Origin of the sequence: Reinekea blandensis MED297, assembly GCF_000153185.1 — a bacterium.
Taxonomy (GTDB): domain Bacteria; phylum Pseudomonadota; class Gammaproteobacteria; order Pseudomonadales; family Natronospirillaceae; genus Reinekea; species Reinekea blandensis.
This window is the reverse complement of the sequence record NZ_CH724152.1, coordinates 88,657-101,960: the sequence shown is the minus strand read 5'-3', so window position 1 is coordinate 101,960 and position 13,304 is coordinate 88,657. Positions and strand designations below refer to the sequence as shown.

Here is a 13,304-nt window from a genome sequence, read left to right as displayed (position 1 = left end):
GCCATGGCAACCTTAGTAACCAAGCGCGACGGCCATGTCGTGCCGTTTTATCGTCCCCGCATCACCCAGGCCATACTCAATGCCATGATTGCGAAAAACCAGGTAGACGCACCACTGGCGGACCAGCTCAGCAGCAACGTAGAACAATTTTTTAAAGACCAGACCCGCGTTGATATCGAACAGGTCCAGCAACAGGTCGAGGCCGAACTGATTCAGGCTGCTCTGGTGCCGGTCGCCCGGGCCTACATTCGCTATCGGCAGCAACGGGACCTGGCGCGGGACCGTCGCAGTCAATTAACCCGCAACATTGATGAACTGTTTGCTCAGCAGAACACCGCCCTGCTGCACGAAAACGCCAACAAGGATGCGAAAGTCATCCCGACTCAACGAGATCTGCTGGCCGGATTGGTGGCCCGTCATCATGCCCGTCATCACGCTTTGCCGGCGGATGTCGTGAGCGCTCACGACAGCGGCCTGCTGCATTACCATGATTTGGACTACGCACCGCTGTTCCCAATGTTTAATTGCATGTTGGTGGACCTCGACGGCATGCTCCGTCAGGGCTTCCGCATGGGCAATGCCGATATCGACACGCCCAAATCGATCCAGACGGCGACCAGTGTCACCGCGCAGATCATCGCTCAGGTGGCGAGCCACATTTACGGCGGCACCACCATCGATCGCATGGATGAAGTACTGGCCCCCTATGTTGAGGCTTCCTATCAGAAACATTGCCAGCAGGCTGAACTCTGGCGCATTCCGGACGGCGACGCTTACGCCGAACAGGTGACGCGCAAAGAAACCTACGATGCGTTTCAGGCGCTGGAATATGAAGTGAACACCCTGCACACCGCCAACGGGCAGACCCCGTTTGTGACGTTCGGGTTCGGGCTTGGGGAAAGCTGGTCCGCTCGTTTGGTACAACAGTCCATTCTGCAGGTGCGTCTGGATGGTCTGGGACGTTCGCGCAAAACGGCCGTATTTCCCAAACTCGTGTTTGCCTTAAAACGCGGCCTGAACCTGAACGCCGAAGATCCGAACTACGACATTAAACAACAAGCGTTGCACTGTGCCAGCCGCCGCATGTACCCCGACATTCTCAATTACGAGCAAACCGTGGCGGTCACCGGCTCGTTCAAAACGCCCATGGGTTGCCGCAGTTTTCTGTCGCCTTACGAGCAGGATGGCAAAATTGTTCACGCCGGTCGCAACAACCTCGGCGTGGTCAGCCTGAACCTGCCGCGTCTGGCATTGCTCGCGGATCGGACCATCGACGGTTTCTGGCAACAACTGGAACGAGCACTGCCCATCGCGCGGAAGGCTCTGATGACCCGGGTGGATCGGCTGCGGGACGTTCGCGCCAAAGTCGCCCCGATTCTCTACACCGAAGGCGCCTGTGGGGTACGCCTGAAACCGGACGACCGGGTGTTTCAATTATTTGAAAATGGCCGCGCCAGCATTTCATTAGGCTATCTCGGCATCCATGAAACCCTGCAGGCGCTGCTGGGCAATGGCACCGATCTGGCAACCAACCCTGACGCTCAGGCATTGGCTAAACAGATTGTCCAACGGCTACGCGATGCCGTCGATCAATGGTACGAAGAAACCGGCCTGGGCTTCAGTCTGTATGCGACACCGTCGGAAAATCTGTGTGACCGCTTCTGCCGATTGGATCGCAGTGACTTCGGATTGGTGCCGGGTGTCACCGACAAAGGCTATTACACCAACTCGTTTCATCTGGATGTGCAGCGCACGGTGTCTCCGTTTGAAAAGCTGGCGCTCGAACAAGCGTTCCCGGCGATCTCCAATGGCGGTTTCATTTGCTATGGCGAGTTTCCCAACTTACAGAACAATCTGACGGCGCTGGAAGCCGTGTGGGATTATAGCTACGACCGGGTGCCTTACTACGGCACCAATACGCCCATTGATGAATGTCACGCCTGTGGCTTCAGCGGTGAGTTCAACTGCACCAGTCAGGGCTTCTGCTGTCCGTCCTGCGGCAACCGCGATGAAGCGAGTATCTCCGTCACCCGCCGCGTCTGTGGTTACCTCGGCGCGCCGAACAGCCGACCATTCAACCAGGGCAAGCAGGAAGAAGTGAAGCGTCGCGTCAAACACATGGAACCGGTGTGATGCACATCAGCGCTTATTACCCCACCGATATGGTGAACGGTCCCGGCATACGCTGCACGCTCTTTGTGTCCGGTTGCGTACATCATTGCAAAGGCTGTTATAACGCCCGGACCTGGCGAGCCGATCATGGCGTAGTGTTTACCGAAGCTCATCTGCAGCAGGTGATTGACGACCTGAACGCCGTGGCTCCACCCCGCTCCGGGTTGTCGCTCTCCGGTGGCGACCCGTTGCTGCCAGCCAACTGTGAAGCCGTGGCTGAACTGATTCGACAGGTCCGCAAACAGTGCCCGGGAAAGAGCATCTGGTGCTGGACCGGCTACGAGTTGGAAACCCTGACTCAGCCTCAGCAAACCATCGTCGATGAGATCGATGTGCTGATCGACGGTCGCTTTGAGCAAGCCCTGTGCGATCCGAACCTGCCGTGGCGAGGCAGCCGGAACCAGCGAATCATTCCGCGAACCGCTCTGGGCCGACGGGAGATTGCCGCCGAGCTGCTGGCCGAAGACGTCAGCGTTTGACGGCTTTCGGATTAGGAATATCGGTGACCGTGCCCGCGGCCAACTCGCCGGCCAACCCGACCGTTTCATGCAAGGTCGGGTGGGCATGAATGGTCAGGGCAATGTCTTCGACACAAGCCTGAAACTCAATCGCCAACGTCAGCTCGCCTAGCAGTTCACCGGCGTTAATGCCGACGATGCCAGCGCCCAGCAGGGTGCCATCGTCCGGGTCGTAAATGAGTTTGGTTTTACCCTCACTGCGATTCGCACCGATGGCCCGACCCGCCGCACTCCAGGGATAGGTCGCTGTCGCGACCTTCAACCCTTTGGCTTTCGCCTCCCGCTCGGTCAGACCGGTCCAGGCAATTTCCGGACTGGTGTAGGCAATGGATGGAATTGCCAACGGTTCAAACGCGGCCTTGTGACCAGCGATCACCTCTGCCGCGACATGACCTTCGTGGGCCGCCTTATGGGCCAGCATCGGGTTGCCGACAATATCGCCGACCGCAAAAATGTGCGGCTGATTGGTTTGCATTTGCGCATTAACCGGAATAAACCCGCGCTCGTCGACAGTAATACCGGCCTTATCGGCCTCAATCCGATGACCATTGGGCCGGCGACCGACAGCGACCAACAAGGCATCGGCTTCGAGCGTGATCGCGTCACCCTTCGTCGGTTCGGCCGTGATGATGAGCGCCTTCCCGCTGGCATCAACACCGGTAATTTTCGTACCGGTATGCACGGTGAAGCGGTCTTTGTTGTAGCGCTGATACACACGCATCAGATCAGTGTCCGCGGCCGGTACCAGTTGATCGGCAAACTCGACCACTGTGACCTGACTGCCAAGCGCCTGATAGATCGTCGCCATTTCTAACCCGATGATGCCACCCCCCATGATCACCAGATGGTTCGGTACATCGTTTAAGGCCAGCGCGTCGGTGGAATCCCACACACGTGGGTCGTCGTGCGGAATAAACGGCAGGGTGACCGGTGATGACCCGGCGGCGACAATCGCGTGTTTAAAGCGGACTTCGCTGCCGTCAGACACCGTCAACGTGTGTGCATCGCGAAACCGCCCTTCCCCGGTGATGACGTTAACCTTACGCCCCTTGGCCATACCACCGACACCACCGGTGAGCTGCTGTACCGTCCGATCTTTGTAGGCACGCACACCGTCCAGATCGATCTTTGGGGCACTCAACGTGATACCTAAATCGGACGCATCCTGTGCGCTGTGAATCACTTCCGCCACATGCAACAACGCCTTCGAAGGGATACAACCGACATTCAGACACACGCCACCCAGCGTCGGGTAGCGCTCCACCAGCGTCACCGATAACCCCAGATCGGCCGCACGAAAGGCGGACGCATACCCGCCGGGCCCACTGCCCAGTACCAATACATCGGTTTCCTGAACTCCCATTGTTCCCTCCAAAGCTTAAACCAACCTATCACTAGATAGGCAGAGTAGAACGAACAAGGCCAAAACACAACCAATCCTGATGTTAGGATGCCGACTTTGCGATCGATAACACAGACGTTAGAATTTACCTGACAATAAGCGTGCCCGTTGACGCTCGATGAGCTGTGGACACGAGTTCATAGATTATTCGCGATATGGAAGCATAGTTTGTCCGGTTCTGTTGGAATGAAGAACTCTGATCGAAGACGTTAAAAGTTTGCTGTGCAGTGTTTACTGATCTTTGGCAGTACACAGGATTCTGACGACATTCGGCAAAGCAGACGTAGTGGATAGTTTTTAGAACGATAATGAAATGCAGTTAGTGGTCTAGAGCGTCAGTTCTGTTTCTGCACGATTGCGGACATTGGAAGTTCAATTCTGATTTAACCTGGAACGGCCAAAGCGGACATTGAACGTTTGTGGGTGGAGCGAGGTAAGAATCCACAGTCCGCATTTATTCTGAGTGATCTACCGTACATGTCCTGGCACCCTAGACTTAAGTATCTCTACCAGCTTTTCTTCCATATATTCAAATTCATCCGGAATATCTAGCGAAACGATGTTTTTTCTTTTAAGAGCTCGAGGAAATTGGTTCGCTAACTTTCGTTTATGGGATTTTTCCATTACGAAAACATAGTCAGCCCATTCAATATCCTCGCTACTTACATGTACCTCGGCCTCATTACTAATGCCCGCCGAACAAACCTCCCAACCTTCAACATCACTAAAGACTGCCTCTGCGGTTGGACTTCGAAGTCTATTTTTACTGCATAGAAAAAGTATCTTCTGCACTTAGTTTCCTAATACACTGAACGCCTTTGTACACCGGCGAAAAACGAACGCCAGTGAGTTTTGAGTCCAAAACCCGGGACGGACTGCGTGTTACAGTTTGTTAATATTTAGTTTTGTAAATCTACCAAAACTCCTGAGTGCCTAGCGTAGTCAAAATAAACTCCAGCACCCGAACTGTAGTCTTTTGTATGCTCTTTCATTTCAGCCGATTGCGATTCAAAAAGCGTAAATCTGTATTCCCGAAGAATTGGAGCTTCTTGAGCATCTGTATTTACTTCAATTTGTAAAAGATACTCCCCATCATTCCAAATGAAGAGCCTATCAAACTGATCTAAAAGAGGTGCGACCAGTTCATCAGGTGCATAATGGATTGATTTATCATCCTCTTTTCTTTTTTCAAAAACATAGTCTTCTATTGATTTACTAGCATCACGGAATACTTGACCTTCCTTGCGGTCAAAGTAGTTTAAGAAATTTAAAGTTTTACTCCATTCTTGACCCGGCTTAATAGAAAACTTGGTTAATAGGACGTTGTTCTTGGAGTCTTCTGATAGGTAGTTTTGTGCGGGCAGTTCTGCAATTATTTTCTTGTTGTGAATGACTTTGCAAACAATTGAATTAATTTTAGTTTCACGACCGCCGATATTACGAACAATTAGATGTAATTGCAGATTGGGATTTCCTATCTTATGGGTTAAAAATGCTCTAGCATGAATATCAATATCAAGCTTAGCTTTCTTAAACCAACTCACAACTGGAGGTAATTGAGATAGGATAAGCGCTATTGCTGCTAGAAATGCTGTCCAGAATTCCCAATTTGTTAGTAATTCTTTCATGTGTAGTCTGATCCTAAAACATTAACGCTTGCAGCAGTTGCGCGTTTTTTTCGCATCGACTGCCTGTAATTGTTAACTGTGAGCATCAATTAGTCTCAATTCTAAAGCCCAATCGCTCAAATAGTGTTGAATTTCTTGCCCTTTAAGTAGCGCAGAGAGCTCATCTATTTTTTGTTCCGTTATCTTATGCATAAACTCACCCTCAATCATGTCTCGAAATTCAAATTTCTTTGGAATGATTAAGTGCGCAATTGAATCAAATTGAAATGGTTGACCCCAGTTCCCACCGTCACCAACACCATGTTCATTGTATTCGCCAAGAGCGGGTAAACCCGATGCCCAATATTTTGCATCATCAGTTATTCGGTCAAAAGTAGTCCATGAACACCAGTTTTCACTGCGCCACATAGAATAGCTTCCAACGCCTAAGACTTCGTTGCAAAGGTCAAAAAATTTAATCCAGTCTAAGTTCTTCATAAACAGTTAACAGTTTCTTATACCGCTACCGCGGCTTTTGATGGGGCGGCATACACAGATTAACGACTTTTTCAATATTACCGCGAGACGCAGTCATAATCGGAGCTTTATCCTATTGTGTCAATTTGAATAGCCAAAAAAACCGCACGTGCAGTTTTTTGGTATTATTGCTGCGCTTGGAACCCCTTTTTAATAAGGTTTCTCGTTTTCAATTTAGAACCTGTTGAATCCATTCTTCAGATTTTTGCCGCGCATGCAGCTAAATATGGAAGCTCTCCGAAATACCCGCTCCATCCGTTTAAAAACTGTGATTCCATTCACTTTTCTCATTGTTCAATTATCACCTACCGTATATACATAGAGTTAAGACGCACGACGGAATGTACACGATGAGACAATCTGAAAAAGTGGATGTGAGAGTAGCCCTACCCGCAAAACCTGCTGGGTTCTTAGATCAGTTCCGAGTTTTCATACGTAGCAGGGGCCTGGCTTATACCACAGAGAAAACTTACGTTTTATCGGTGTGAAACTTCATCAAATACAGCAAATACCAGTCGCCTAACGACTTTACATTAGCCGATGTCGAGGTATACCTGAATCATCTTGCACAACAACGATATTGCTCCCCAAACACCCAGGCAACAGTTCTCAATGCTCTCGTGTTTTTATATCGCGAGTTTTTGGGATTTGACACCGAAGGCTTATCGTTCAACTACGCAAGACGTAAACCCAAAATTCCTGTTGTACTAAGTAAAACTGAGGCGTCGAACGTAATCGATAATCTTCAGGGTCTGCATAAACTCATCGCACAGTTGATGTATGGCAGTGGTTTGCGTGTCAGTGAAGCTATTCGACTGAGAGTTAAAGACGTCGATTTTGCCAAATATGGTCTCTACATAATAGAAGCTAAAGGCGATAAGTCGCGCCGTACCTTTCTACCAAATGTGACCGTTGATCCACTTATAGCCCAAATTGAGTCGGTAAAGCATTTGCTAGAGAGTGACAAAGCGATTGGTAAAGCCGGCGTCTATATGCCGGATGCGTTATCAAGAAAGTGGCCAAAGACCAAGCTACTCGATAAACCCGCAATAGCGAAACGCAGCAGAGCTGCCGCTTAAGCTGATCGTTGCCGTGGCGTTAAATGTTTTGCTTTTATCCGTTCTGTGAGTTTCATAGTCGCTGTATATCTCAGCCTCTATCGTCACATAGGAGCCGTTTGCGAGTTGGTTTAACAGCGACTCTGAAATCTGTTCAGAATTAATGAGCTCGTTGTTAAACCGCAAACGATAGGACTTAACATATTCTCCATAGACAAAAGCACGATAGGGCTCCGATTCGTATTGTTCCCACAACGGGCCCTTATCGAACACCGCCAATGATGCGACCGAGCCACCGATTATAAACTCAGACATCGGCCGGCACAGATCGGTCTGTTTATAGGACACCCAGTCTTTGTAGGCAAAGCGCTCTTCGATATCGTTGGAATAAGCAATGGCATCGGCTTGAGCCAAGCCTGACGAGATGAAAAAAAGTCCGACAACCAGCAACCGAACAGTAAGCGCAAGTTCCACGACCAGCTGATAGGTCCTCGATCCTTTTTTGAAATCTGATGATTGATACTGACTGATCAATGCTAACTCTTTTTGCATAACGTCCATGGTTTTCCCTAATCTCCTCATTAAACGATCGGCGATTCAACTTCGTATGTTCTGATGATGGCTTGTTCATGGTCATTATACGCTTCACCCAAAATCCTATGCGGGAGCGACTCAATCACCTTCACTGAGCCAAGGTTATCAATCGTACACATCACCAGAGCCCGGCCATGCAAACAGTTTTTAACGACATGAGTATATAAAAACGTCGCAACACCTGCTTTTCGGCGCGACGGACGGGTTTCATAACCAATGTGCCCGATAACGTTTTCGCAAAACTCATTAGTGCCGAGCCGATAACGTATTGCCCCCGAAATCTGTCCATCTTCCACCGCAAAGTAGGTTTTATAAGGCAAATAGCCCTCGGGAAGATTTTCACCTGTGGCGGCATCAATAATACTTTGTAAGGCTTCTTGTGGATTTTCAGTGGCCTCTTCGTAATGGCTTACGCCCTGATCAAAACAGTCCTGAACATAATCTTTGTAGGCGTCAACCATATCCATTGAAGGTTCAACAACGTTCATAATAATCCTTTTTTTGCTCCTGTGATTGGCCTGGATTGCCACGCCCATTTTGAACCCAACGGTGCAGGCAATGTTGTTCTGGTCGTGATGGCGATAAGCCAATCATAGTCCCCGTTCCCTCGGTCGCTGTCAATTTGCCATTCCTGATCTCGCTGACACCTGAACCGTCGGCGAAGGGTAAATACGCGACAAATGATAAGTCTTTGGCGCTCCATGATAAGCCCCAGATTCCCACGCTCCGTAAACTGTGTCGCCCCCATCATTCGACAACACCGAATATCATGAAACACTCTTTATTGCCTCTACTGCTGCTGTCCGTTGGCCTCAGCAGTCCCTTGTATGCCAACTCCGAAATTGAAAACACCTGGCAGCAACTGCTGACCGAACACGCGGGTCTTGCCGCCGAACAACAGACACTGACAGCAAGAGAAGCCGATCTATCCGTTGCACGCGGCAGACGCCTGCCGTCCATCTCGTTGACCAGCCAATGGAACCTGATGGACGATGAACTGGGCGTGTGGTTTGACACCAGTACGTTGATGCCTGGCGGCGGACCGGTGTATTTCCCGGTGCAGGAAGAAAGCTTCTGGGACACTGAACTGACCGCCACCCTACCTCTGTTTACCGGCGGTAAGATCAGTGCGGGCATTGATGCTAAGCAGGCCGAGATACGTTTACAGCAAGCCAAAGTGGCGCAGAGTCAGCAGTCGCTGTTTGTCCGCTACGTGGAACGCTACTTACAGGTCACACTGGCCAAACAAAATCGTGACATCCGTAAACTGGCGCTGGACAGTTTGGAATCTCAACTCGCTCGCGCCATTCGGATGCAGCAGGAAGGCACCATCGCATACACCGAACGCCTGCAAGCAGAGGTCGAACGTGATAAAGCCCGGCGGGAGTGGCGTGCGGCGGTATCCAACTATGAACTGGCTGCACAGGCGTACCAGTCCATGTTCGCGAATGCACCGGCCTTGCCGGTTGAGCCGATGCGGTTCCAACCCTATACGACCCTCGATGCGGCGGATCTGACCCAACAGACACTGGTAACACACCCGGGCCTGCAGCAGGTCAATGCAAAACATGATCTGGCCGATGCCGCCGTCAAAGCAAGCCGCGCCGATCTGTTACCCACCGTTGGCTTGTTTGCCAAAACGGAACTGGCCACTGACGACCTGACCCAGTTGGATCCGGAATGGACGGCAGGCGTTCGCTTAAGTTGGCATCTGTTCGGCAATGGCAATCGCTGGCAGGCCATTCAAAGTCAACACGCCAATCAACGAGCGGCGGAACTGACCGGCCAGCAACTGGAGCGCGATCTGACGGTTGGAGTCCAGAAACAGTTAACCGCCATCAGCCAGGCGATCGAAGCAATCGAGGCGCTCGACTCCAGTGTCAAACTGGCCGAAGAAAACCTGCGTCTGCAAAGTGCCGCTTTCAACCAGGGCGTTGCCACGTCGCTCGATAAAATTGACGCGCAACTGTTGCTGACCGGATTGCAGCTCGAACAACAACGTGCGCTTTACGACTACTACGTCGCGGTGGCTCAACTGACCGCCATGACCGGAAACGTCGATTCTTTTTTCCAGCTTTTCTGATCTGACCAACCGACCAAAGGAAGTGCTACCAGATGAAACGAACCACCAGTATCATCACCGCGATTTATGTCGCCGTTCTGATTGGCTTTATCGGTTACGGCTATCGATTACAAAACCATACGCCCGCGCCGATTATTCAGGCGACCGTTGAAGCGCCGCAGATCCGGGTCAGCGCAAAAATACCCGGTCGGGTCGATCGGATAGCCGTCCGTGAAGGAGACTCCGTTCAGCCCGGCGATGTCATGTTTACGCTCGACAGCCCGGAACTGAAGGCGAAACGAGATCAGGCGCTGGCCTTAATTGCGGCCAAAACGGCGATGAAAGATCGCGCCATTCGAGGTGCCCGCAACGAAGAGCTGGCCATGGCAAAAGATCAGATGCTGCAAGCGCGTACGTCCGCTGAGCTTGCCGATAAATCGTTGTCACGGCTGACCAATCTCTACAACGACGGGCTGATCCCGGAGCAACAACTCGACGAAGCCCAAGCCAAAGCCGACGCAGCTCACTTCGCATTGGAAGCGGCCAGACAGCGTTATCAGATGGCCGAGAACGGGACGGAAGATGAACTGATCAGTGCCGCCGAAAGTGATCTCAAAGCCGCTCAGGGTGCACTGGCCGAAGTAGACGCCGCCTTGGCAGAGACGGAAATCACCAGCAACCGCGCTGGCGAAGTGACGTCGGTGTTAATCCATGAAGGCGAAATTTCTCCGGCCGGCTTTCCGGTGGTCACACTGGTCAATCTTGATGAGGCCTATCTGCGATTCCATGTCAGTGAAGACCAACTCACCCGCTTCAATAAAGGTCAGCGCTTTCGGGCCTACCTGCCCGGCCTGAATGCAGAGGCCGACTTTACCGTCGATTTTGTTTCCGCACTGGGCGACTACGCCAACTGGCAGGCCACAAGACCGGGTGAGTACGACCTGAAAACCTTTGAGGTGCATGCCCGGCCGGATGCGCCGTTAGCGAACTGGCGCGCCGGTATGTCAGCCATCATCACCCTGGACGACGAAGCCGTATGAACGCCTTTTTCACCGGCCTGCAACGGGAATGGCAACGCGTACTGACGCAACCGAGTTACTGGGCCACGTTGTTTCTGTTGCCATTACTGAGCTTCATCCTGGTCAGCGGTGTCATCGCCACACATGCCGTCAACGATGTTACACTGGATCTGGTGGATCAGGATCAAAGTCAGGCTTCGCGCGATCTCAGGTTCCGACTCGATGCCAGCGCCTCCGTGGCTGTACAGAAACAGTTGCCGAGTGTGCACGACGCGTTGCAGCGGGCAAAAGACAAAGACAGCTTTGGTTATCTGGTCATACCTGAGGGCTATCAGCGAAGCCTGATCGCCGGCCAACCGGTCACCGTGGATGTGTTTGTCAATCAGCAGAATTTTATGCTGGGTAATACGCTGACCAGCCATGTGCTGCGACAGATCATTGAAAGCAGTGTGCGCGACAGTACCGCTGCACTGATGGCCGGCGGCCAGATGAAAGAACAGGCTCTGGCCAACATTCAGCCGGTACAAGGCGCGCGCAGTGTGCTGGGAAACAGCCGGCTGAATTATCGTACCTTTCTGTTGGCAACGTTGTTGCCGCATCTTTGGCATGTGGTGGTCATGGTCGTCACCGTCATGGCGATTGGTACGGAGTTTAAAGACGGCACGCCAAAAGCGTGGCTGGCGGCCAATAACCACAGCCTGGCTTTAGCGCTGACGACGAAACTGTTGGTGCCGGGTCTGGTCATGGGTCTGTGGCTGGCCGGCATTACCGTGTTCATCTTTGCTGATAACCAAGCCGGCGGTCACGCGTCACTGTTCAGTCTGTTGATTGCCGGCTGGCTGACCCAGTTCTGTTATCAAACAGCCGGCCTGCTGACCATTGCCGTCCTGGCTAACTACCGCCGGGCTTTAAGTGTGGCGGCCTTTTATACCACCCCGGCGTTTGCGTTCATTGGCATTACCTTTCCGACATTCAACATGAACTGGATTTCGCAAACCTGGCTGGCCTTACTGCCCATCGGCATCTTTGTGCAGGTGCAGAACCGCATACTGCATTGGCAGCAAGGGCTCGTTGACGTCCTGCCGGACCTCGCTGTCATCGCGGTGTTTGCGCTCTGTTTTGGCAGTGCCGGCATGCTGCGACTGCGCGGCCACCTGTTACGGCCCGAACTCTGGCATCAACACTAGGGGTGCAGATATGAAAACCTTTTTGCGTGAGTTGCGCTGGCTGAATCGACATCCCGGTGCGCTGTTAATCTTAATCGGCGCCCCGGTGCTTTACGCGGTGTTCTATCCGCTGCCGTATCAACATGCGGTGGTGAATCACATTCCGATCATTGTCTGGGATGCTCAACAATCGGCCACCAGCCGGGATTGGGTTTCCCGTCTGGATGCCCATCCGAAACTCAACGTGACTCAGGTGCGGGCGGGCGAACCTGAAGAAGGCATCTGGTTACATGGATCGGAAGTCCAGGCTTTTCTGCATATTCCATCGGAAACGGATCGTAAGCTGGCGCATCAGCAACCGGTTGTCGTGCCCTACGGTGGCCGTGCCGACAATTTTCTGGTTTACAGTACAGCCATGAAAGCCATCGCGCAGACGTTACAGGAAATCAATCTGGAGTCCGCCCAGAATGCTTTTCAGGCGGTTGAAGGCAACGCCATTCATGCACAGGCACTGGCCCAACCCATTCACCTGCAGATCAACACGCTGTTCAACGACAACGCCAGCTATCTTCAGTATCTGGTGCCGGCAGTTTTTCTGGTGATCGTACAGCAGGTCATTCTGATTGCACTGGGTATGCACTGGGGCTATCGATTCGAAATGCAGCGACCGATGGGCGCGCCCTTCTCAACCTGGCTGGCACACGTCGCGATTTACCTGGTCAATGGACTTGCGCTGATTCTGTTTTTCTATCGGCTCATTCTGCCATGGCAGGGCGTATACCCCAGCGGAAACGGATTGACTATTTTATCGGTGGCGGTGCCATTTATCCTGGCCGTCATCGGTTTTGCCATGGTCATCAGTATTGGGTTTAAAGAACAGGAAACCGCCATTCTTTGGTGCCTGCCGCTGTCGGTGCCATTTCTGCTACTGGCCGGTGCGAGCTGGCCGACCTTTGCCATGGCCGACTGGGCACAAGCACTGGCACATTGGATCCCGACCACCTGGGGCATCAATGCCATGCTGGACGTTGCGTTTATGGATCAGGCACCAAACTATCAAGCCGGTTGGGGACTGGCAGGGTTGTGGTTAAGTCTGGGATTGGCCTGCCGGATTCTACTCAGCCAAACGGCAGAAGCCGAGGCGCCATCGGTTCCGATTCAGTAACCGA

At 52.1% G+C, this 13,304-nt stretch carries 13 protein-coding genes; 7 read left to right on the top strand and 6 right to left on the bottom strand.

The window, feature by feature from the left end; genetic code table 11:
• Window positions 1-3: 3 nt before the first annotated feature.
• Window positions 4-2,133, top strand: coding sequence for an anaerobic ribonucleoside-triphosphate reductase (gene nrdD, locus MED297_RS12110; protein WP_008045296.1), 2,130 nt, complete (start codon window positions 4-6; stop codon window positions 2,131-2,133).
• Window positions 2,133-2,651: an anaerobic ribonucleoside-triphosphate reductase-activating protein gene (gene nrdG / locus MED297_RS12105; protein WP_008045295.1), complete on the top strand. Its 519-nt coding sequence runs from the start codon at window positions 2,133-2,135 to the stop codon at window positions 2,649-2,651. Before nrdD ends, nrdG begins: the two co-directional genes overlap by 1 nt.
• Here the strand turns inward: nrdG and lpdA are convergent.
• The 4 genes from lpdA to MED297_RS12085 all read right to left on the bottom strand — a co-directional run bounded on the left by lpdA (window position 2,641) and on the right by MED297_RS12085 (window position 6,197).
• Window positions 2,641-4,053 (bottom strand): dihydrolipoyl dehydrogenase, encoded by a 1,413-nt coding sequence (gene lpdA / locus MED297_RS12100; RefSeq protein ID WP_008045294.1) that lies wholly within the window; start codon window positions 4,051-4,053, stop codon window positions 2,641-2,643. The genes nrdG and lpdA overlap by 11 nt on opposite strands.
• Window positions 4,054-4,560: 507 nt before the next feature.
• A complete protein-coding gene (locus tag MED297_RS22710; protein ID WP_008045293.1) occupies window positions 4,561-4,884 on the bottom strand; it encodes a low molecular weight protein tyrosine phosphatase family protein in 324 nt (107 codons plus the stop codon).
• 107 nt (window positions 4,885-4,991) lie between these two features.
• Window positions 4,992-5,720, bottom strand: coding sequence for a hypothetical protein (locus tag MED297_RS12090; protein WP_008045292.1), 729 nt, complete (start codon window positions 5,718-5,720; stop codon window positions 4,992-4,994).
• Between the two features lie 72 nt (window positions 5,721-5,792).
• Entirely contained in the window at window positions 5,793-6,197 is a 405-nt protein-coding gene (locus tag MED297_RS12085; protein WP_008045291.1) for a hypothetical protein, read from the bottom strand.
• Window positions 6,198-6,730: 533 nt separating this feature from the next.
• Between MED297_RS12085 and MED297_RS21880 the strand changes: the two genes are divergently transcribed.
• Entirely contained in the window at window positions 6,731-7,315 is a 585-nt protein-coding gene (locus MED297_RS21880) for a phage integrase N-terminal SAM-like domain-containing protein (RefSeq protein ID WP_083779425.1), read from the top strand.
• On the opposite strand, the gene MED297_RS12080 is transcribed toward MED297_RS21880, so the two are convergent.
• Both MED297_RS12080 and MED297_RS12075 read right to left on the bottom strand, forming a co-directional pair.
• Complete coding sequence (locus MED297_RS12080) at window positions 7,268-7,855, bottom strand: hypothetical protein (protein ID WP_040557191.1); 588 nt, start codon at window positions 7,853-7,855, stop codon at window positions 7,268-7,270. The two genes, MED297_RS21880 and MED297_RS12080, sit on opposite strands and share 48 nt — an antisense overlap.
• A 20-nt stretch (window positions 7,856-7,875) precedes the next feature.
• Window positions 7,876-8,478 (bottom strand): GNAT family N-acetyltransferase, encoded by a 603-nt coding sequence (locus tag MED297_RS12075; RefSeq protein ID WP_154650927.1) that lies wholly within the window; start codon window positions 8,476-8,478, stop codon window positions 7,876-7,878.
• A gap of 179 nt (window positions 8,479-8,657) precedes the next feature.
• On the opposite strand from MED297_RS12075, the gene MED297_RS12065 reads away from it, so the two are divergent.
• The 4 genes from MED297_RS12065 to MED297_RS12050 are packed head-to-tail and all read left to right on the top strand — an operon-like array spanning window position 8,658 to window position 13,300.
• Window positions 8,658-9,971: a TolC family protein gene (locus tag MED297_RS12065; protein WP_008045286.1), complete on the top strand. Its 1,314-nt coding sequence runs from the start codon at window positions 8,658-8,660 to the stop codon at window positions 9,969-9,971.
• Window positions 9,972-10,003: 32 nt separating this feature from the next.
• The gene (locus MED297_RS12060) at window positions 10,004-10,990 is read left to right on the top strand and encodes an HlyD family secretion protein (RefSeq protein WP_008045285.1); all 987 of its coding nucleotides are present in this window, start codon (window positions 10,004-10,006) and stop codon (window positions 10,988-10,990) included.
• A complete protein-coding gene (locus MED297_RS12055) occupies window positions 10,987-12,156 on the top strand; it encodes an ABC transporter permease (protein ID WP_008045284.1) in 1,170 nt (389 codons plus the stop codon). Before MED297_RS12060 ends, MED297_RS12055 begins: the two co-directional genes overlap by 4 nt.
• 10 nt (window positions 12,157-12,166) lie before the next feature.
• Window positions 12,167-13,300 (top strand): ABC transporter permease, encoded by a 1,134-nt coding sequence (locus MED297_RS12050; protein WP_008045283.1) that lies wholly within the window; start codon window positions 12,167-12,169, stop codon window positions 13,298-13,300.
• The last annotated feature ends 4 nt before the right edge of the window (window positions 13,301-13,304 follow it).

Bases quoted from the DNA above. Each gene is read 5' to 3' on its own strand.
- nrdD (WP_008045296.1), top strand. From the start codon at position 4: ATGGCAACCTTAGTAACCAAGCGCGACGGCCATGTCGTGCCGTTTTAT.
- nrdG (WP_008045295.1), top strand. From the start codon at position 2,133: ATGCACATCAGCGCTTATTACCCCACCGATATGGTGAACGGTCCCGGC.
- lpdA (WP_008045294.1), bottom strand. From the start codon at position 4,053: ATGGGAGTTCAGGAAACCGATGTATTGGTACTGGGCAGTGGGCCCGGC.
- MED297_RS12090 (WP_008045292.1), bottom strand. From the start codon at position 5,720: ATGAAAGAATTACTAACAAATTGGGAATTCTGGACAGCATTTCTAGCA.
- MED297_RS12085 (WP_008045291.1), bottom strand. From the start codon at position 6,197: ATGAAGAACTTAGACTGGATTAAATTTTTTGACCTTTGCAACGAAGTC.
- MED297_RS12080 (WP_040557191.1), bottom strand. From the start codon at position 7,855: ATGGACGTTATGCAAAAAGAGTTAGCATTGATCAGTCAGTATCAATCA.
- MED297_RS12065 (WP_008045286.1), top strand. From the start codon at position 8,658: ATGAAACACTCTTTATTGCCTCTACTGCTGCTGTCCGTTGGCCTCAGC.
- MED297_RS12060 (WP_008045285.1), top strand. From the start codon at position 10,004: ATGAAACGAACCACCAGTATCATCACCGCGATTTATGTCGCCGTTCTG.
- MED297_RS12055 (WP_008045284.1), top strand. From the start codon at position 10,987: ATGAACGCCTTTTTCACCGGCCTGCAACGGGAATGGCAACGCGTACTG.
- MED297_RS12050 (WP_008045283.1), top strand. From the start codon at position 12,167: ATGAAAACCTTTTTGCGTGAGTTGCGCTGGCTGAATCGACATCCCGGT.